This window comes from Pseudomonas sp. NPDC086112 (genome assembly GCF_044746425.1).
GTDB lineage: Bacteria > Pseudomonadota > Gammaproteobacteria > Pseudomonadales > Pseudomonadaceae > Aquipseudomonas.
In genome coordinates this window covers 1-20,255 of record NZ_JBIVCD010000030.1, presented here as the reverse complement: position 1 = coordinate 20,255, position 20,255 = coordinate 1, and the positions used below count along the sequence as shown (strand labels likewise).

The window sequence follows — 20,255 nt, the reverse complement described above, 5'->3', positions numbered from 1 at the left end:
ACCTGTGGGAGCGGGCTTGCTCGCGAAAGCGGTGTGTCAGTCGACATTAATGTTGAATGATAAATCGCCTTCGCGAGCAAGCCCGCTCCCACCTGGATTGCGCATGACTAACTGGCGTTGGGGCAAGCCAACTCGCCACAGGTTCAGACTTTCGATAGTAGCCGAGCGTTATGCCTTAAGGCCAAACACCTCGGTCAAATGCTGCTCATAGCGCGCCACATCGGCTTCGATATTCGGGCGCTTCATCACGTCAACGCACAGGAAGGTCGGCAAACCGGTCATGCCGAGGAAGGTGTTGGCCTTGTGGAACGGGAAGTACACCGCGTCCACGCCTTTGGCTTCGAAGAAGTCGGTCGGGTCGTCGAAGGCCTGCTGCGGCGCGTTCCAGGTCAGCGACAGCATGTATTTTTTACCGTGCAACAAACCGCCGCTGCCGTACTTCTGCGACGCGTCGGAACGCGTGCGACCATCGCTGGCGTAGAGGCTACCGTGGCCTTCGGTAAAGACTTCATCGACGTACTTCTTGACGGTCCAGGGGGCGCCCATCCACCAACCGGGCATCTGATAAATGATCACATCGGCCCAGAGGAATTTGGCGACTTCCTCCGCGACGTCGTACCCCTCGTCAATGAACGTGGCTTTTACATCCACACCGCCGCGATCCAGCACGCTCAGCGCCGCTTCGTGCAGCGTCGTGTTGTAGCGACCATCGGAGTGAGCGAATTTTTTGCCGCCATTGAGCAACAGGACTTTTTTCATGAGAAGTCTCGCAAGGTTGAAATTCGATGGCGGCAGAGTAGCGATCGACCTCGCGCGGAATAAGCCCTCATTCAGCAAAATTCATTTGACCAATACGCACGAATCAACAGGCGATTGTTGCCATAAGCTTGTGCCGATTCTGACTTTCAAGGAAAACCTGATGAGCGAACTGCAAGGCTTCATTCTGCACGCCAAGACCCGCCCGGAAAAAGCCGAGGCCTTCGAAGCGTTGTTCCGTGCTTATGTCGAACCGAGTCGCGCCGAACCCGGTTGCATCGAGTACCACATGCTGCGCGACAAACAGGACCCGACACTGTTTATCTTCTACGAGATCTGGCAATCCCAGGCTCATCTGGATACGCACTCGAACCTGCCACACATGAAGCAATTCCTCGACCAGCGCATGGAGTATCTGGAACGGGATTTCGATATCCGGCCGATCGAGATGCTCAGCACTTCGTCCGCTAGCCGCTGATCAGCAAGTGGCCGCCGAGCATACCGAGGCCGATGAAGAACACGCGCTTGAACAACACGGCGCTGATCCGCTGGCGCAGCCATTGCCCCAACAGCATGCCGAGCACCGCCGGAATCAGCGCCAGCAGCGATGCACTCAACTCGCCTCCGCCGAGGGCGCCACGCCATAACAGCCCGGCGGCCAATGCAAGGGTCGAGACGGTGAACGACAGGCCCAGCGCCTGCACCAGTTCATCCTTGCTCAAGCCCAGTGCTTGCAGATAAGGCACCGCCGGAATCACGAAAACCCCGGTGGCCGAAGTGATGATGCCCGTCAGCACACCGCACAGCGGACCGAGCCAACGCTCGTTACGACTGCCGACACGCAAGGTCGGCAGGAACAATCCGCTCAAGGCGTAAATCAACAACGCCGCCCCCAGTCCCCGCACGACCCAATGCCCGCCGGCCATGCCGATCCACAGAGTACCGGCACCCGTGCCGATGAAAATTGTCAGCAGCATCGGCCACATCCGGTTCAGCAGCCCGCGCAAATGACCGCCGAATGCCAGTTGCCAGACATTGGTCAGGGTAGCGGGAATAATCAGCAACGCCGCAGCCTGCGACGGTGCCATAGCCAGACCGAGCAAGCCCATGGCAATGGTCGGCAGGCCGAGGCCGATCACACCTTTGATCATCCCGGCCAGCAGGAAGGTCGCGATGACCAGCAAGGACAAGGCAAATCCCAGATTTTGGTAGAACGCGGCGAGTGTATTCATGGGGCTATCCTGAGCCCTGAAGGTTGCCTTGAAAATCTGCCATATACTGAGGCTGCCTCTTGATTTGGTAGAGGCTAAAGTTTTTGTTACGGCTGATGACGTCTTCGCGGGCAAGCCTCGCTCCTACAGGGACTGTGTGATCGACACATCCTTGTAGGAGCGAGGCTTGCCCGCGAAGGGGCCCGTCCAGACAACCAACCTCCCGAGGCTGCAACGATGCACTTCGACCTCACCGACCTGCGCCTCTACCTGAACATCCTCGACACCGGCAACATCACCGCCGGTGCCGCCCGCAGTCATCTGTCTCTTGCGGCGGCGAGTGCGCGAATCCGCGCCATGGAATCTTCACTCGGCATCGAGTTTCTTGAGCGAGGTCGCCGCGGTGTCAGCCCGACTCCGGCCGGCAAGGCCCTGGCGCAGCACGCCCGAGTTCTTTTGCAACAGGCCGAGCGCATGCAGCAGGACCTGGCCGAATACGCCAAAGGGGTCAAAGGCCAGGTGCGATTGTTGTGCAACACCACTGCAATCACCGAGTACCTGCCGGAGTTGCTGGCAAACTTTCTGCGCGATCATCCGAACCTCGACATCGACCTGCAAGAGCTGCCCAGCGCGCGCATTACCCACGCCTTGCGCCAAGGTGCGGCGGACCTGGGCATCGTGTCCGACGCCGTGGATGCCGACGGCCTTCAGACCCGCTATTTCCGTGACGACCCACTGGTGCTGATCCTGCCCTGCGATCATCCCTTGGCCGACAGCGAACCATTAAGTTTCAGCGCCACCCTGCACCACGATTACGTCGGCCTGAACGCCAACAGCGCCTTGGCCGTGTACCTGGAAGAACAAGCCCTGCACAGTGGTTTACGGATGCAGATCCGCATCCGTGCCGATGGCTTCGATGGCGTGATGCGCATGGTCGCCCGAGGTGCCGGGCTGGCGATCGTGCCTTTGGCGGCAGTCGAACGCTGGCCGACTGAAACACCGTTCAAAAGCATCGAACTGAAAGAGCCATGGGCACGACGCAAACTGTTGCTGTGCGCCCGGGACTTCGCCGTGCTGCCCGGTTATGCCCAGGCTTTGCTGAACGTCTTGACTCTCCCCTGAGGGGCAGACTTTACCCTTGAGGTTTCATCTTCAGGGACCGTTACGATGAGCAAGCGAATTCTGGTGATCCTCGGTCATCCTTCGAGCAACAGTTTCTGCGGCGCACTTGCCGAACGCTACGCACAATCAGCGTTGCGTGCCGGTCATGAGGTGCGCCAACTGTGGCTGGGCAAAATGGACTTCGACCCGGTGCTGCGCGAAGGCTACCAACACGTGCAACCGCTGGAAGCCGACTTGCGCCGTGCTCAGGCGGACATTCTGTGGGCCGAACACCTGGCCCTGGTCTATCCGATCTGGTGGGGCGGCGTACCGGCCTTGCTCAAGGGTTTTCTTGATCGGGTGTTGCTTCCGGGCTTCGCCTTCAAGTATCGCGAAGGCAAAGCCTTTCCCGACAAATTGCTGCACGGCCGCAGTGCGCATCTGCTCGTGACCATGGACACGCCACCCTGGTACTACCGCTGGATCTACCGCATGCCCGGCCTGCATCAAATGCGCAAAACCACCCTGGCGTTTTGCGGCATCCAACCTCAGCGCACGCTCACCTTCGGGCCAGTCCTGGGGTCCAGCGCCGGTCAGCGCGAAACCTGGCTGCTGCAAGCCCAGGCTATCGCCAGCCGATGAGTCTGCCGATAATGGGGCTGACTTACCCTCGGCAAAAAAAGGACTTTTCATGTACATCGGCCAAGCCGCGCATCGCTCGGGCACGACGATCAAGAGTATTCGCCATTACGAGTCGATCGGCTTGCTGCCTGCCGCTCGGCGGCAAGGAAAATACCGTGTCTATGATCAGCACAGCGTCGACCTGCTGATCTTCATCAAGTGCGCTCAACACTTAGGTTTCAGGCTCAAGGAGTTGCAGGCGATCTTTACCGGGCATCAAGGCCTGGCGATGCCCTGGTCATTGGCGCAGCAAGCCATCGATGCCAAGAAGTGCGAAATCAGCGACAGGATTACCGCACTCAGGCATCAACACGAGCAATTGGTCGAGTTTGAAGCCAGCCTCACACAGGCCAGAGCCGATTGCCCGCTGGAAAGTCTTTGAGAGTCTGCGCGTTTCTGGACAGCTCAATGTCGAATACAGACAACTGAACGGTGTATGGGCGCTATAGGGTGCGACTTCAGTTCTTGAACCCACTGCCCGGAGTCATCATGACCGCACCGATTACCGTCCTTCGCGATACTCATCCACTGCCCGTGCTCGACGCCTGCAAATGGGAAAAACTCGAAGGCGACCCGCACACCGTCAATCTCAACGCCTACACCAGCGAAGACGGTAGCAAGATCATGGGCACCTGGATTTGCACGCCAGGCAAGTGGTACGTGGAATACGTGAAGTGGGAATACTGCCATTTCCAGGAAGGCTACTGCATCATCACCCCGGAAGGCATGGCACCGATCCATCTTCGCGCCGGTGATATTTTCGTCATCGAGCCAGGCATGAAAGGCACGTGGGAAGTGGTTGAGACCGTGCGCAAGTATTTCGTGTTTGCCTGATGCAAAAAACCGAGAGACCACCCGACGTGGTCTCTCGGCAAAAAAACTATTGGCATGCACAAAATCCTGTGGCGAGGGAGCTTGCTCCCGCTGGTTCGCGAAGCGAACCCAACAGCTGATGCGGTGTTTCAGATAAACCGCATACTCAGGACTTACGACTGCTTCGCAGCCGGACGGGAGCAAGCTCCCTCGCCACAAAAGCCCACAGGCAAGCCTCCCATCACCATCCCGAAAAATCCTTATTGGGGTTTGCGATAGCTATTGATGATCGCCGAGAAGTCCTTTCCCCCTTCCCCACGCTGACTCATCGCCTGATACAACTGCTGCGCCACCGCGCCGAGCACCACCGGTTGGTGCGCCTGACGTGCCGCCTCAGTGGCCAGCCCCAGATCCTTGAGCATCAGTTCGGCACCGAAACCGCCGGTGTAACCGCGCGAGGCCGGCGCCGTTTCGACGATGCCCGGCCACGGGTTGTACATCTCCGAACTCCAGCACCGCCCGGTGGAACTGTTGATGATCCCCGCGAGCACCGTCGTGTCGATCCCCAGCGCGTCACCCAAGGCCATGGCTTCGCTGACGCCAACCATGGAAATCCCCAGCAGCAAGTTGTTGCAGATCTTGGCAATTTGCCCGGTGCCGACTTCGCCGCAATGGACGATGTTGCGGCCCATCTGCGCCAGCACCGGTTGCAGGGTCGCGAACAGCTCAGGCGTGGCGCCGACCATGAAGGTCAGCGTCCCGGCCGCAGCACCGCCAGTACCGCCGGAGACCGGTGCATCGGCCATGACCACGCCTTGTTTGGCAGCTGCGGCGGCAACGTCGCGCGCCGTCTGCGGATCGATGGTGCTGCAATCCACCGCGGGCACACCCTGGGCAATCCCCGCCAGCACGCCATCTTCGCCCAGCCAGACGCTGCGCACATGCACAGCGGCGGGCAGCATGGTGATCACCAGCTCTGCATCTTGAGCGGCTTCACGCGCCGAAGCGCTGATGCTGCCGCCCAGTTGCTCCAGCTCTGCCAGCACAGCTTTGTTCAGATCGACCAGGCGCAGTGAATGGCCGGCCTTGATCAGGTTGCGCGCCATCGGCGCGCCCATGTTGCCGAGACCGATAAAAGCGATTTTCATGTCCGGCTCCTTAACGCAAGTGGATGGTGGTGTTCACACCGTCGTTGACGCTGTTGTCGTCGAACCAGCGCGCAGTGACGGTCTTGGTTTGAGTGTAGAACTGCACCACTTGCTTGCCATAAGGACCGAGGTCACCGAGCTTCGAACCACGAGAACCGGTGAAGCTGAAGAACGGCACCGGCACCGGAATCGGGATGTTGATGCCGACCTGGCCGACGTCGATTTCCGTCTGGAATTTACGCGCCGCCGCACCGCTCTGGGTGAACAGACCCGTGCCGTTGCCGAACGGGTTGGCGTTGACCAGTGCGATGGCTTGATCGAGGGTATCGACTTCCAATACCACCAGCACCGGGCCGAAGATTTCCTGGGTGTAGATCTGCATCTCGGGAGTGACACCAGAGAACAGGGTCGGGCCGACAAAGTTACCCTGCTCGTAGCCCGGAACGCTGATGTCGCGACCGTCCAGTTCGAGCTTGGCGCCTTCCTTGATGCCGCTTTCGATCAGCTCAAGAATCCGCGCCTTGGCCCGCTTGGAAATCACTGGGCCAACATCAGTGCCCGGCTCGCTGCCGGCATTGACCTTGAGTTTCTGCGCCAGCGCTTTCAGGTCTGGCAGCCATTGTCTGGCCGCGCCCACCAACACCACCACCGAGGTGGCCATGCAGCGTTGCCCCGCCGCACCGAAACCGGCGCCGACCAGCGCATTGAGGGCCTGCTCGCGATTGGCATCGGGCAGCACAACGGCGTGGTTTTTCGCGCCCATCATCGATTGCACGCGTTTACCGTGTTTGCCGGCCAGGTCGTAGACATGGGTGCCGACCGCAGTCGAACCGACGAACGAAACAGCCTTGATGTCCTTGTGGGTGCAAAGCGCATCCACCACATCCTTGCCGCCATGAACGACGTTGAGCACACCCGGCGGAATGCCGGCCTCGATGGCCAGTTCCACCAACAGCATGGTCGACATCGGGTCCTGTTCGGACGGCTTGAGCACGAAGGTGTTGCCGCAGGCGATGGCCATCGGGAACATCCACAGTGGAATCATCGCCGGGAAGTTGAATGGGGTAATGCCGGCACAAACGCCGATCGGCTGACGCAAGGTGTAGGTGTCAACACCGCCAGCGACGTTCTCGGCGAACTCGCCCATCTGCAGGCTGCCAATGGAGCAGGCGTGCTCCACCACTTCCAGGCCGCGGAAAATATCGCCTTCAGCGTCGGCAATGGTTTTGCCCTGCTCGTTGCTGAGTACCACGGCAATACGCTTGGAGTGTTCGCGAATCAACGCCTGAAGCTTGAGCATGATGCGCATCCGCGCGCCGATCGGCGTCAGCCTCCAGGTCTGGAAGGCGCGATGGGCGGCGCTGATGGCGGCATCGACTTCGGCGGCTGTGGCGAAGGGGACTTTGGCCAGCACTTGTTGGGTCGCCGGGTTGACGATGTCGTGCCATTCGGTGGTCTGGGATTCGACCCACTCGCCATCGATCAACAGCTTGACCTTTTGCACGGTGGTTTCTAGCGATGCGTTCATATTGGTCTCCGGACGTTGTTCTTATTTAGAGAGCGATCTTTGGAGCCAAGGCGAGAAAGTCGCCTTGAGATGAGGCGTGTGTCACGAATTGGTTATCGGACTGTTTTTGGAGTATAGATGTGCAAACTTCTAATAAGAACGCACATAAAAGCCGGTCCATCATGCAAAAAAACATCACGTCTTTAGGCTCGTTGAACTGGGATGACCTCAAGTTTTTCCTCGAGGTTGCCCGCACTCGCAAGGCCAGTACCGCAGCCAAGCGCCTGGCGGTGGACTACACCACCGTGTCGCGACGCATCAGTTCGCTGGAAACCTCGCTGGGCACGTTGCTGTTCGAAAAATCCCGGACCAGCGGTTTCGTCCTGACTGCCGAAGGCCAGCGGCTGCTGGGTTACGCCGAGTCGATCGAAAGCACTCTGCACATGGCCTGCGAGCAGGTTTCGGGCTCCGGCGTGGCGTTGTCCGGGCATGTGCGCATGGGTTGCACCGAAGGGTTCGGCAGCTTTTTCATCACTCCGCAGCTTAGCCATTTCGTCGACGCCTACCCGGCGATCTCGGTGGACATCCTGCCGCTGCCGCACTTCATCAGCCTGTCCAAGCGCGAAGCAGACATCGTCATCGCACTGGAGCGACCGGAACATGGCCCGTATGTCTGCTGCAAACTCTGCGATTACAAATTGCAGCTGTATGCGACTCAGGATTATCTGGACAAGCACCCACCGATCCGCCGCCCGGCAGACTTGAGCAAGCATCAATTCATCAGTTATGTGGACGATCTGGCGTTCAGCTCGGAACTGCTGTATCTGGCAAATGTGTTGCCTGGTGCCAGTGCCAATCTGCGCAGCACCAGCGTGATTGCGCAGTTCGTAGCCGCTCAGCAAGGACGGTCAATGGCGATTCTGCCGTGCTTCCTGGCGGCTCAGGATCCGCGATTGCTGCCGGTGTTGCCGCAAGAGATCACCATTACCCGGCAGTTCTGGATGTACTGCCGCGAGGACCTGCGCAAGCTCAAGCGGATCACCCTGTTGTGGGATTACATCCGTGCCGTTACCGAGCAGAATCAAGCGCTGTTGATGGGGGAAAGTCGGGAAATGTTGTTCGCCGATTAATCCGCGCTCACTACGATCGACACCCGACGGTTCTCGGTGCGTCCGACCGCGGTGTCGTTGGAAGCGACGGGCTTACTGCTGCCCAGGCCGCGCAGTTGGATGTTTTCTTCTTTTATGCCGACAGTGGCCAACACCTTGCCGACGCTTTTTGCGCGACGCAGAGAAAGCTGTTCGTTATAGGATTCTTTGCCTGACGCATCGGTGTGGCCGTCGATCCTCACCCGTTCGATTTCCACACTCAACAACGCCTTGCCAATGCGCTCCACGATCTCGGTACTGGCAGGATTGAGGCTCTCGACATCGCTGCCGAACAAAACTTTACCTGACAGGCCATAGGCCCAGCCATCATCCGTCATTTCGAAACCTTGCTGCTTGAGCACAGCGATCTGCGCCGGGGTCAGGCCCTTTTGCGGTGCCGTCTGGCAACCGGTCAATGCCAGCAAGGCCAGGAACAGGGAGATCGTGAAAAGTCGCAGAGAACGCTGATTGAAGGTGAACACAGAAATTAGCTCCTGGTTTGAACATGGGCGACAGGGAGCTCCGCTCCTGCCGTTTGCTGCGCGCCTCGGGAAAGGCGTTTGGCCTGGTACATCGCGGCGTCGGCAGCATCGAGCAACTCGCCCGGTGTGACCCCATGATCGGGGTACACGGCGATGCCAATACTGAGTGAAGTCAACACCTGGGTACTGCCCGGCAACTGGATGGGTATTTCCATGCTGGCGATGATTTTGTCAGCAATCCGTTCGGCGTCTTCGGCCTTGTGCAGCGGTGTGAGCAGGATTGCAAACTCGTCGCCACCCAGACGCGCAACCAGGTCCTCTTCACGCAGTTGCGCACGAACCCGGGTTGCCACGGCGACCAGCACCGCATCGCCGGCAGCGTGTCCGAAGTTATCATTGATCTCCTTGAACCGGTCGCTGTCCAGGAACAGCACGGCCACTCGTTCATCGAGCTTGCCGGCATTGCGCAAGGCACGCATCAGGCGGCCTTCGAAAAATGCTCGATTCGGCAGTCCGGTCAGGCTGTCATGGCTGGCTTGGTGGGCCAGGGTTTCGTTTTCGCTTTGCAGGTGGGTCTGCCAGGACTCGAGCTCATCGAGCAAGGCATTGAAGTCATTACCCAGGTTGTCGAGTTCGGCAATGTCGGCGGGCGGTACGCGCTGGTCAAAGGCTCGCTCGCTGCGGGCGGCGTGAGCCACAGTAGCCAGGCTGCGCAAAGGGCCGGTGATCCCACTCAATTGCCGCCGCGCCAGATAGAGCGCAACCCAGGCGCTGATGGCGGTACACAAGACGATTCCCATCAGACCGCTGAGCAAAAAGCGCATCAGGCTGCCACCGTGCCCGACCAGCAGGATACTGCCAATTTCCTGACCTTGATGGACGATCGGCATGCTGATGGGCTTTTCCAGAATCACCCGGGCGATCTGCATTTCAAGATCGGAGAGCAACCCCGTTTCCGGTCGTTGCCAACGTGCAAGTAACTCGCCTTGCTCGTCCAGGACCTGTGCGTCGGCCACTTCTTCGGTGGACGCGATCAACGCCAGCGCCTCAGTGGCGGCGAACTTATCGTTGAACACCACCGCGGCTTCCACGGTGTAATTGATCGAACGGGCGATCAGATGCAGGTTGTGATCGGCATAAACCCGCAAGGCCAGCACCCCCAGCAGGGTCAACGAAACACTGGCCATGGCCACGCCCACCAGGGCGACGATCAAATGTCCACGACCTATAACCGACCCCAGGGTCGGACGTATACGGGATTTGAATAGACTCATGGTGCCGCCGGCTTGCGACGCGACAGTTGCAGCACACTGGGATGGATGCGCACACCGCTGCGAGCGACTGAGTCTAGGTTGACCTCGAAGGATACTTGTTCATCGCCGACCCGCAGGCAGAACAGACTGCCGACGGTGCATTGATCGCCGCCTTCGCTGATGCTCACCACCGGGCGCCCTGTCAGCGAGGCGAATAATCGACTGCGTTCGTCGCTGGTCAGCTTGCCGATGTACACCGCGTCGCATTCACCGGCAATGGCCGGGTTGTCGGCCAAAAGCCGTTGCACGGTGACAGGCCGACCAGTGGCCTGGGTAGTGCCCTTGACCAGATCGTCGGTGTACTCGGTAGGGCCGACTATGCACAGACGCAACTGTTGAGGCTCAACAGGCCACCGGGCATAGCTGAGGATCCCGAGCACCACCTGAGTGACTGATCTGGCACGCTGGTCTGCCTTGCTCTCGACGGTTTCAGGCTGAGCGAAGGCAACGCCCGTCAACAAACAGAGAAGGCCGGCAAGCAGCACTTGCTTGCAGCCAACAACGCGCTCTGTCGCCCAGACAGCCACCTTCATGCAGGGATTCTCTTCGATCGCAACGAAATGATGCCGCAACGATAGCACAGCACCGAAACACCAGCGAGGCCACGCACCACGGCACCTCGGACAGATTCCGTCGTCTGCTCCCCTTTTCAGTGACCCGGCTCGATCCCCTCTTCCAGCTCCAGCATCAACCCGCTCAAGCGCTTGACCTTACGCCGCACGGCCTCTTCGAATACGCCGGCACGAGGCTCAATCAGGGTGAACCAGTGTTTGGCCCGGGTTATGCCGGTATAGATCAGTTCCTTGGTGAGCACAGGGTTCAGGGCATCCGGCAGAATCAGCGCCGTATGGGCAAATTCCGAGCCCTGGGATTTGTGTACGGTCATGGCGTACACGGTGTCGACATCGTTGAGCCGACTTGGCAGGACAAAGCGCACACCGCCTTGACCATCGTTGCGCGGGAAGGCCACACGCAGCACTTGCCGTCCAGCATCGGGGCCTTCACGTTCCGGCAGCTTGAGGGCAATGCCAATGTCGCCGTTCATCAAACCCAGGCCATAGTCGTTGCGGGTCATCAGCACGGGCCGACCTTCGTACCATTGGTGGTCGCTGTCGATCAGCCGAGCCTTGAGCAGCGCGTCGGTCACTCGCTGATTCAAGCCTTCCACACCCCAAGGCCCTTTGCGTACCGCGCACAATAGCTGGAAGGCGTCGAAAGCTTGCAGGACCACACGAGCCCAATGGGTCCAGCGTGGATCGTCCAGCGGGCTGTCGAGCGGCGGCCGCTGGCTACGCAAAAGATTCAGGTAATGCCGATAACCTTGCGGTCCCTCGCCATGGCCTTCGAGCAGTAAACGCTCCAGCGCCCGGTCCTGCTCACCCTTGAGAGGCAGGGAAAATACGTCGCCATGGCTTCCAGCCGCCAGTAACTTGCGGGCTTCCTCGGGTTGCTGCCGGTTGACCCAACGGGCCAACTGGCCAATGCCGCTGCCCTCGCCGAAGCGCCGTGAGTGACGCAGCATCACCACTTGCTGAGCCAGGGGATGTGCTCCGTTGATGTCTTCGTGCAAATCGCTGGCACCAAGGTTTTCCCCGCTGACTGACTCCAGCCACTGGCGGGTCTGCGGGCTGTACCAACCGGCTTCGGCATCGCGGCACAGATCGCCCAGGACGGCACCGGCCTCTACCGACGCCAGTTGATCCTTGTCACCGAGCAGTACCAGACGGGCATGGGCCGGCAATGCGTCGAGCAGATTGGCCATCATTTCCAGGTCGATCATCGAGGCTTCGTCCACCACTAATACATCCAGCGGCAAACGATTGCCGGCGTGGTGCCAAAAATGCCGGGTGCCGGGACGACTGCCGAGCAAACGGTGCACGGTGGTCACATCCGACGGGATCTTCTCCCGCACCGTTTCAGCAACTTCCAGGGTTTGAACCTGTTGGCTGATGGATTCGGTCAATCGTGCGGCAGCTTTGCCAGTGGGTGCCGCGAGACGAATGCGCAGCGGTTTGCCGGCTTCCACCGCGGGCGCTTGTAGCAATGCGAGCAAGCGTACGACCGTAGTGGTCTTGCCGGTCCCCGGGCCGCCGGTGACGATGCTGAATGCGCTACGGGTAGCCAGGGCGCAAGCGAGCTTCTGCCAGTCGATCACTTCATCAGGCCTGGCAGGGCCGAACAGGCCGGTCAGGCGTTGGGGCAAATCACTCGGTGTTGTTTCGTGTGCAGCCAGCCGCTGACGCAGGGCGTTATCGATGCGCCGTTCGTAAGCCCAGTAGCGGCGCAGGTACAGGCGTTTTCCCGACAGCACCAACGGCCGATGCTGCGCGGCCTCGCGCCCGTCGACGGCCAGAGCCACCAAGCGGCTGGACGCCAGCACCTTGCACCAATGAGCCCCCTCCAGCGCCTCAAGCAATTGCGACGGCAGCAACATCGCGCCACTTTGCAGATCACCTTCCGGCGGCAGCGACAGAGCGAAGTCCGGCTCTTTCAGCGTTTCGAACAGATCCAGGCAAACATGGCCGTGGCCCAACTGGTGACTGGTCAACGCGGCGGCCAGCAGCACCAGCGGATCATCGTCGGGGGCGAGCTCGTGGAGAAAGGCCACGAAGGCCTTGTCCAGCGCCCGTAGCCAACCGCGTTCGACCCAGCGCGTGAGCAGCAGCAACAAGTCATCTGCGCGACTCAGCGGGGCCAGGTCCGCCAGACTTTCGGCCGCCAACGGCGTGGGCAGCAAATCGGCGAAGGTGCGACTCATAGCAGTACTCCCTGTTCCCAGGCGGGTTCGGCCTTGGGCTCTGGCTTACCCTGGAACAACCGGTCCAGACGCTCGATCAGTTCCCGTGGCGGACGGGCGAAATACACGCCCTGGCTGGTCGCGCGAGTACCGCGAAGGAACAGATACAACGCCCCACCGACATGCCGATCGTAATCGTAATCGACCAGCCGCGCCTTGAGCTGGCGATGCAAGGCGAGCAGGTACAACACATATTGCAGGTCGTAACGGTTGTCCAGAATCGACTGCTCCATGGCCTGCTCGGTATAGGCCGCGTCATCGACGCCCAGCCAGTTGGATTTGTAGTCGGCGACGTAATAACGACCGTCGTGCTCGAACGTCAGGTCGATGAAGCCTTTGAACATGCCATTGAGCAGCACCGGTTCGGCGGCCACCCTGGCCACGCCGTTGTGGGTGTATTGGCGCACCAGTTCATCGAGCTTGAGCACATCGACTTTGTGGCTGGCGAACCAGAACTCCATTTCGACCCGATACTGGGTCAGTTGCTCGAACACCACCGGTGCCTGCCCGCCGCCAATGTGCAGTGGGGATTTGAGCAAGTGCTGTAGCCAGTCACTCAACGTCGTGATCCAGCCTTCCCAGCCACGGCGATTGCAGCGGCGGGCGATGGCGTCTTCCACAGTTTGTGGTGCAGCGGCAAAACCTTCGTCACCGGCCCACTCGAGCAATCCATGGAGAAAAGTGCCGGGGTTTGGCCCGCGAGGGAATCGATGGATATCAGCGCCGCCGGCAATCACTTCTCGCGGCGCTTGCGGATCGAGACGTTCGTCGTCAAAAAGCTTTTGTGCTTGCGGGCTCTCCGGGGCTTCGTCACTGCCCACGCTAAGACTGTCACCAATGCGCAGGGCGCTGTAGGAGGCGATCCACCAGTTTTCGCTGGCCTTGCGTTTGGGTATCAGCGGCGCAAGCAAGGTCGCTTCATTGCGCGGCGGATGGTAATGCTCGGCGCTCGCTTCAGGCATTTCACCGTAATTCAGCGCCGGGCAGTTCTGCTGCAAATCTTCCAGCCAACGCCGCAACCCTGTCGACTCGGCCAATGGCGCACCACCGCCCAGCAAGTAACCCAACGCTGAAAGGTGCAGCGTCGAGCCATTGTTATTGCCGCGCTTGAGGTCAGTTACACCGAGCCAGCAGGCATGTTGTGCCCGGGTCAGGGCGACATAGAGCAGGCGAAGATCCTCGGCCAAGCGCTCATCATCGGCTTGCACAATCAACTCCGGTGTCGGCTTCAAGCTCACTTGAGCGTTGCCCATCGCGTCGTGGTAATACAACGGCAAACGGCTGCCATCCACCGGTTTTGCCGAGCAGATGAATGGCAGAAACACCAACGGATATTCAAGCCCTTTGGATTTGTGAATGGTCACGACCTTGACCAGTTGCTCGTCGCTTTCCAGGCGCAGGATCTGTTCTTCGCCAGCCTGACCGGACAATGCCAGATGCTCGGACAAGTGACGGATCAGCGCTTGCTCGCCATCAAGCTCGGCGGCGGCCTGCTGTAGCAGCTCGGACAGGTGCAGCAGGTTGGTCAGCACCCGCTCGCCATCGTTGCGCGCGATCAACGCCTGGGGCAGTTGGAAGTCGTGCAGCAAACGTCGCAGCATTGGTAGCACACCCTGTTTGCGCCAGAGCTCGCGATAACCGCGGAACTGCATGACCCGCGCTTCCCACGCCAGTTCGTCCTGATTCAGCCGTTCCAGTTCAGCCAGCGAAAGGTTCAGTGTGATGCAGGCCAGCGCGGCGCGGAGGGGACGCTCGACATCCGGCTCGGCACACGCCTTGAGCCAGGTCAGCAGGTCATGGGCCTCCTGCGCGGCGAACACGGAGTCCTTGTCTGACAGGTAAACACTGCGCACGCCGCGAGCCGAAAGTTCGCCACGCACGGCCTGGGCCTCTTTGCCGTCGCGCACCAGAATTGCGATATCCGATGGCAGTAGACCTTTGAAGTCCTTACCGTCCTGGATGAAGCCAGCACAGCCTTGCTGACCGCCATTGAGCAGCGCGGTGATTTCACTGGCGCAGGCGGCGGCCAATTGTTGCCGATACACCGCGCCAGACAGTGGCTGATCGGCGGACAGGTGCCAGATGTTCAGGGCCGGTACAACCTGACCATCAATCTGCAGGACTTCTTTGCGCCCCTGGGATTCGACGGGCAGGAACGGTACCGGGTTCTCGCCACTTTTCTCACGGAACAGGAATGCTCCGCGTCCCTGCCCGCGAGATTCGGCGCGCTCGAACACATGGTTTACCGCACTGACCATGCCATGACTGGAACGGAAGTTAGTGCCCAGGGTATGCAGGCGGCCAGTGGTGGCCTGGCGAGCGCGCAGGTAGGTATAGATGTCGGCCCCGCGGAAGGCATAGATCGCCTGCTTCGGGTCACCGATCAGAAACAGACCGGTTTCAGGATTGTTATCTTCGATGCGATAAATGCTCTCGAAGATTCGATACTGCACCGGGTCGGTGTCCTGGAATTCGTCGATCAACGCGACCGGGAACTGCTCGCGGATCAGTGTGGCCAGGCGCTCACCGCCGTCGGACTGCAACGCCGCATCAAGGCGCAGCAGCATGTCATCGAAGCCCATTTCCGCGCGGCGACGCTTTTCCTCCTCGAACCGTGCACCCACCCAGTGAGCAGCGTGTTGCAGCACGGCGGCATCGGGGGTCGGCAAACTATCGAGACTGGTCTTGAGACCGGGCATTGCATCGAGACCGGGATGACGGGGAGCTTCACCCTTCCAGGCTTCAGCCATGCCATCGGGGGTCAGGCGAGTGAAGCCGGTGCCAATGTCCAGTTGCTCGAGAGATTCATCTTCGGCCCAGGCCCGGAACTTTTCGAACCAGGGTTCGAAGTAGCGCGGCTGCATCTTGCGGCCATCGACGCTCTTGCTTGCGACACCCTGGTGACAGATGGCAAGCAACTCATCCGCCCATTGGCGCCAGGGCATCTTGAGCTCGAGCAAAGCGGCCCGTCGTTCCTGCAGGCACTCGGCAATCAACTCGGCAGGCTCTTTACCTTCAACGCTGTCACGCTCACTGGCGAACAACCCACGCACTCGTGGTAGCAACGCCGCCGGGCCGCCCCAATTGCCGCGAACCCAGTTCAGTGCATCGCCTTGCATTGGATAACAGAACAGTCGCCAGTAGTCGCGCAGGACTTCGCCGAGCAAATCACTATGATCGGTTTCCAGGGTCTGGGTGAACAGGCTTCCACTGTCGAACGCATGTTCGCGCAACATGCGCTGGCACCAACTGTGGATGGTCGATACCGCCGCTTCATCCATCCACTGGGCGGCGATGTCCAGGCGGTTTGCACAGCCGGACCACTGTTCGGGGAGGTACTGCTCGCGCAACTCGGCAATGAGGCTATCCGGTGCCGGTGTCTCATCGCGGAAAAACCGTGCGGCTTCGGCCAGCCGTGTGCGAATACGTTCGCGCAACTCTTTGGTCGCGGCATCGGTGAAGGTCACCACGAGGATTTGCGGCGGCAGCAACTCACGGCCAAAACCACTTGATTCGCCGCCGTGGCCAAGGACCAGACGCAAGTACAGCGCAGAAATGGTGAAGGTCTTGCCGGTCCCTGCGCTGGCTTCGATCAGTTGGCTGCCACGCAGGGGGAATGCCAGGGCCAGCGGTGTTTTCGTGGTCATGAGCGCGCCTCCTCGCTGGTCGATGAACGCCAGGAGGCCTCAAACAGCGGCCGATACAAAGCGTTGCACCAATCGGGGAAGGTCTCGTCGGCAATCAGTGCATCGTAATCTGCGTATTGCCGAGTGAGCGCCGGGCTTTCGCGGCGCTCACCGTCAGTGGTCTGGCCGTCGCCTTCATAAGTCTTGCGGGCAGCGGCGTCAGCTTTGGCCGGGTCGGTTTGAGCGAGCCAGGCGAACGCTGTTTTTACTGCAATCGGCAGCGGCTGGCGCATGCCCGTTTGCCAAGCCAACAACAGGTCGCCCAGCACCCTGGATGCTGCGGCCTCCTCCATCGGACCGAGCAACAAGCTGTCGTCGCTGGCCACCAACGCAGTGGTCATCGGCATGCCGCTGGCACAGGCAACCAGGTGATTGACCCAAGGTCGCGTCAGGCGATGCCATTTGCGGGCCTTGATCGAACCGATGCTGTTGGGAATCGTAGTCACCGACAACAACCCGCCATCTGCGCGTTGATGCAGGCCACTGAGCCAGCCTTCCAGACGCAATCCTTGTAGTTCCAGACTCACCGGCAACGCGCTGGTGAGCGGGGTCGGCCATAACGCCAGAAGCTGCTGATAGCGCAGCAGCAGATCCGGCAGCGGCTCGATCAACTCTCGCTGAAGACATTCACCAAAACCGGCCATGGGCAAGAGCCCGCTGTTTTGCAGGCGTTTTGCCTGCGCCTCCAGTACCTGATCGGTTTGGTCCAGTTGCCCCAGTGCCGCTTCAAGCAAGCTGTCGCTGAGGCTATAGCGTTGCAGCGCGTCGAGTACAAATGGCTCTTCATCAGCCAAAGGCACTTCTGCAGCCTCGAAGAACACTTTGAGCCGGTGGCTGAAGAAATGTCGTACAGGGTTGCGCAGAAAATCCTGCAGCTGACCCAGGCTCAGCGGTTCGTCCTGGACGTAGGGTTCAAGCACTTCGATATCAGTCGCCAGATCACTGGCTTGATGTAGAACCTGCCACTCGCTGGCGTAGCTGAATAGATCATCGCCTTCATGAAAGTAGCGAGCGCTGAAAGGTTGCAGCGGGTGTTCCTGAGTCATGGACTCAAGCAGGTCATCATTATCATCGTGCAGTCGCCAGCCGCTGCCGAGATGATCACGCAACTGCCCTATCAACACCGAAGCAGGGCGCTCGCTGTTGTCCCGAATACTGCGGCCGACCCAACTGATATAGAGTTGGTCGCGTGCCGACAACAATGCTTCCAGCAACAGATAGCGATCATCTTCACGTCGGGAGCGATCACCGGGGCGGTAGTCACTGCCCATCAGGTCGAAATCCAGCGGCGGCTGCGCGCGAGGGTAATCGCCGTCATTCATGCCAAGCAGGCAGACCAGTTTGAAGGGGATCGCTCGCATGGGCATCAAGGTACAGAAGTTAACGGCCCCGGCAAGGAAGCGCTGAGACAGGCGACCTTGGTCGAGACCCGCCAGCCAGGCTTCACGGACTACGGTCAACGGTAATTCGTCGTGCAAACCTACGGACTCGCAGGTCTCAAGCCAGGTCTCACGCAGCTCTTCGAGTTGGGCCAACAAATAGTCGTCATGCTCGTTGCTGGCCAGAAAGAATAACTGCACCAAAGCTTGCAACCGCGAGCCCCATTGTTTGGGCGCTGCAGGTTGAGTGAGTTCCTGGTGAGCAACTTCCAATGTATCCAACAACGCCACCAAAGGGCCTATGAGCACGGCATCCAGACCACCAATTTCGTCGTAGGGTTCGATCCCCTCGCAGGCACTGGCGCTGCCCACGGCATAACCCAGCAACATCCGTCGCAAACCGAAACGCCAGCTGTTTTGCTCCAGTTCCTCAGGCAGACCCAGGCCCGCGCGCTGCTCGGCGTTCATCCCCCAGCGAATGCCTGCGCCTTCGATCCAGCGATGCAAGGTCGGCAGATCTCGTTCCTCTACGCCAAACCGGGCGCGTAATGCGGGAACGTCGAGCAGATCCAGGATCTCGCTGACAGGGAAACGACTGTCGGGAAGTTTGAGCAGGTGTTCGACAGCAATCAGTAGCGGATCCCGGCCTCGCTGGCCTTGATCCGCAAGTGTGAAAGGAATGAAGCGCGGATCAAAGCGATCGATCTGACCAAAAACAGCACGGATATGCGGGGCATAACTGTCGATGTCCGGGACCATCACGATTACGTCGCGAGGCCTGAGGTCTGTGTCAGCACTGAATCGTGCGAGCAACTGATCGTGGAGTATTTCCACTTCGCGTTGAGCGCTATGGGCGATGTGAAAACGGATCGAATCGTCCTTTTTCAGATCGACAGCAGCCCAACGCTCGCGAGTCTCGTTCAAGGGACGCAATTCCAGGATATCGTCCTGCAACTGATTGAGCATGCTCTGTGGCTGGCTTTCGCTGAAAAGATCGATGCGCCCGTCGCGAAACGCCGAGCGATAGCTATTGGGATCGTCGTAGCTGTCGAGCAGATTAATGTAGTCCCGCCCCTGCTTGCCCCACGCGGCCAGTAGCGGATGGGCATGCTGATGGAGCGTTTGCGCGTCGAGCACGACCGGCATGCCGCTCTTGCGAGCCTGGCGCTTGTACTGATGTCGCAACAGATCTTTATCAGCGACGATGTCTGCCCAATGGTGACGACATGGGTTGTGTACGCACAGTAAGACCTGGCTGAATCGAGCAAGCCCGGCAAGCGCTTCCAGGGCCTGAGCAGGCAGTGAAGAAATCCCGAAAACGATCACCCGCGAAGGCAATCCACTCGGCGCTATGTCGAGGCTATTGATGCGCTCGATAAAACGTTGGTGGACGCCTGCGCGGCTTTGCGCCATGCCTTGTTCACCGACATCCAGCAACAACGCACGCCACAGCTCCGCCTGCCAACAGTTGGCCGGGGTCAGGGCTTTGGCTTCGCCTCTACCATTTCGTAACTGATGACGACCTTCTGCCCAGTCTTCGAGCCAATCGGCACGGTAGACCTGATATTGGTCGAACAGATCCGCCAGTCGCTCCGCCAATTGATAGCGTTTACGTAAGTCGGTGTCATGGGTAAGAAAGCGCTGCAGAGGTTCGAAGTGCGGTTGGTTGATCAACTGTGGCAACAGACGCATCAGACGCCAGGTCAGCGGGGCTTTATCGAGCAGGGATTTGACCGGGATTTCGTCACGTCCCAGCACCATGCGATAGAGCTGCCACATGAAGCTGCCCGGTAGTTGCACATCGATGGCTGCCGCAATTCCGCAGCCGCCCGTGTCGTCATCTTCAGGATCTTCGGCCAATGCCAGCTTCAGCCATTGGGCGATGCCGTTGCTCTGTACCAGGGCGATTTCATTTTCCAAGGGAGCCAGCGGGTAGCGCCGCATCCAGCTGACCACCAGGCTGCGCAACTCGTCCAGACGGTTGCCGTGAACCACCATAAAACCAGCACTGAGGGACGTAGCGTCCGGCATAAAGGCTTCCTTGGGAAAATACAAAAGCTAGGGCCGAACCTTAGCACTGTCATCAGACTGTGACAGCCGGGAGCGGTCCGATAATGCTGTACGAACTTTCCTGCGGGCAAAACAAAACCCCTACCTGCATACGCAGATAGGGGTTTCGGAATTTAATCTTGACGATGACCTACTCTCACATGGGGAAACCCCACACTACCAT

General features: G+C 59.6%; 16 protein-coding genes. 6 read left to right on the top strand and 10 right to left on the bottom strand.

Annotated features, from left to right (window positions below; translation table 11 throughout):
- Nucleotides 1-168 precede the first annotated feature (168 nt).
- Nucleotides 169-759 carry an NAD(P)H-dependent oxidoreductase gene (locus ACIPLA_RS19630; protein ID WP_401175197.1) on the bottom strand — a complete coding sequence of 197 codons (591 nt, stop codon included), beginning with the start codon at nucleotides 757-759 and terminating at the stop codon, nucleotides 169-171.
- 160 nt (nucleotides 760-919) lie between these two features.
- Between ACIPLA_RS19630 and ACIPLA_RS19625 the strand changes: the two genes are divergently transcribed.
- A complete protein-coding gene (locus ACIPLA_RS19625; protein ID WP_218398597.1) occupies nucleotides 920-1,234 on the top strand; it encodes a putative quinol monooxygenase in 315 nt (104 codons plus the stop codon).
- Here ACIPLA_RS19625 and ACIPLA_RS19620 read toward each other — a convergent pair.
- Nucleotides 1,224-1,988 carry a sulfite exporter TauE/SafE family protein gene (locus tag ACIPLA_RS19620; protein WP_401175193.1) on the bottom strand — a complete coding sequence of 255 codons (765 nt, stop codon included), beginning with the start codon at nucleotides 1,986-1,988 and terminating at the stop codon, nucleotides 1,224-1,226. The genes ACIPLA_RS19625 and ACIPLA_RS19620 overlap by 11 nt on opposite strands.
- Nucleotides 1,989-2,204: 216 nt before the next feature.
- Between ACIPLA_RS19620 and ACIPLA_RS19615 the strand changes: the two genes are divergently transcribed.
- The 4 genes from ACIPLA_RS19615 to ACIPLA_RS19600 all read left to right on the top strand — a co-directional run bounded on the left by ACIPLA_RS19615 (nucleotide 2,205) and on the right by ACIPLA_RS19600 (nucleotide 4,583).
- Nucleotides 2,205-3,089, top strand: coding sequence for a LysR substrate-binding domain-containing protein (locus ACIPLA_RS19615; protein ID WP_218398595.1), 885 nt, complete (start codon nucleotides 2,205-2,207; stop codon nucleotides 3,087-3,089).
- 45 nt (nucleotides 3,090-3,134) lie between these two features.
- Complete coding sequence (locus ACIPLA_RS19610; protein WP_401175190.1) at nucleotides 3,135-3,710, top strand: NAD(P)H-dependent oxidoreductase; 576 nt, start codon at nucleotides 3,135-3,137, stop codon at nucleotides 3,708-3,710.
- Between the two features lie 49 nt (nucleotides 3,711-3,759).
- Nucleotides 3,760-4,131 (top strand): MerR family transcriptional regulator, encoded by a 372-nt coding sequence (locus tag ACIPLA_RS19605; RefSeq protein ID WP_123498819.1) that lies wholly within the window; start codon nucleotides 3,760-3,762, stop codon nucleotides 4,129-4,131.
- A gap of 107 nt (nucleotides 4,132-4,238) precedes the next feature.
- Complete coding sequence (locus ACIPLA_RS19600) at nucleotides 4,239-4,583, top strand: cupin domain-containing protein (RefSeq protein ID WP_007900627.1); 345 nt, start codon at nucleotides 4,239-4,241, stop codon at nucleotides 4,581-4,583.
- A gap of 239 nt (nucleotides 4,584-4,822) precedes the next feature.
- Here the strand turns inward: ACIPLA_RS19600 and mmsB are convergent, their stop codons facing one another.
- On the bottom strand, nucleotides 4,823-5,710 hold the full coding sequence (gene mmsB, locus ACIPLA_RS19595; RefSeq protein ID WP_123498817.1) for a 3-hydroxyisobutyrate dehydrogenase: 888 nt from the start codon (nucleotides 5,708-5,710) through the stop codon (nucleotides 4,823-4,825).
- Between the two features lie 10 nt (nucleotides 5,711-5,720).
- The gene (locus ACIPLA_RS19590) at nucleotides 5,721-7,238 is read right to left on the bottom strand and encodes a CoA-acylating methylmalonate-semialdehyde dehydrogenase (protein ID WP_218398593.1); all 1,518 of its coding nucleotides are present in this window, start codon (nucleotides 7,236-7,238) and stop codon (nucleotides 5,721-5,723) included.
- A 161-nt stretch (nucleotides 7,239-7,399) separates the two neighbouring features.
- Between ACIPLA_RS19590 and ACIPLA_RS19585 the strand changes: the two genes are divergently transcribed.
- A complete protein-coding gene (locus tag ACIPLA_RS19585) occupies nucleotides 7,400-8,347 on the top strand; it encodes a LysR family transcriptional regulator (RefSeq protein ID WP_401175184.1) in 948 nt (315 codons plus the stop codon).
- Here ACIPLA_RS19585 and ACIPLA_RS19580 read toward each other — a convergent pair.
- From ACIPLA_RS19580 to recC, 6 genes are all read right to left on the bottom strand, one after another.
- Nucleotides 8,344-8,847 carry an OmpA family protein gene (locus tag ACIPLA_RS19580; protein WP_192346930.1) on the bottom strand — a complete coding sequence of 168 codons (504 nt, stop codon included), beginning with the start codon at nucleotides 8,845-8,847 and terminating at the stop codon, nucleotides 8,344-8,346. The genes ACIPLA_RS19585 and ACIPLA_RS19580 overlap by 4 nt on opposite strands.
- A 5-nt stretch (nucleotides 8,848-8,852) precedes the next feature.
- Entirely contained in the window at nucleotides 8,853-10,121 is a 1,269-nt protein-coding gene (locus ACIPLA_RS19575) for a diguanylate cyclase domain-containing protein (protein ID WP_401175180.1), read from the bottom strand.
- The gene (locus ACIPLA_RS19570) at nucleotides 10,118-10,693 is read right to left on the bottom strand and encodes a YfiR family protein (RefSeq protein ID WP_123498807.1); all 576 of its coding nucleotides are present in this window, start codon (nucleotides 10,691-10,693) and stop codon (nucleotides 10,118-10,120) included. The genes ACIPLA_RS19575 and ACIPLA_RS19570 overlap by 4 nt, the downstream gene beginning before the upstream one ends.
- A 116-nt stretch (nucleotides 10,694-10,809) precedes the next feature.
- Nucleotides 10,810-12,918, bottom strand: a complete 2,109-nt coding sequence (gene recD, locus ACIPLA_RS19565) for an exodeoxyribonuclease V subunit alpha (RefSeq protein ID WP_401175177.1) — start codon at nucleotides 12,916-12,918, stop codon at nucleotides 10,810-10,812.
- The gene (gene recB / locus ACIPLA_RS19560) at nucleotides 12,915-16,604 is read right to left on the bottom strand and encodes an exodeoxyribonuclease V subunit beta (protein ID WP_401175174.1); all 3,690 of its coding nucleotides are present in this window, start codon (nucleotides 16,602-16,604) and stop codon (nucleotides 12,915-12,917) included. Before recB ends, recD begins: the two co-directional genes overlap by 4 nt.
- Nucleotides 16,601-20,053, bottom strand: coding sequence for an exodeoxyribonuclease V subunit gamma (gene recC, locus ACIPLA_RS19555; protein WP_401175171.1), 3,453 nt, complete (start codon nucleotides 20,051-20,053; stop codon nucleotides 16,601-16,603). The genes recB and recC overlap by 4 nt, the downstream gene beginning before the upstream one ends.
- Nucleotides 20,054-20,255 lie beyond the last annotated feature (202 nt).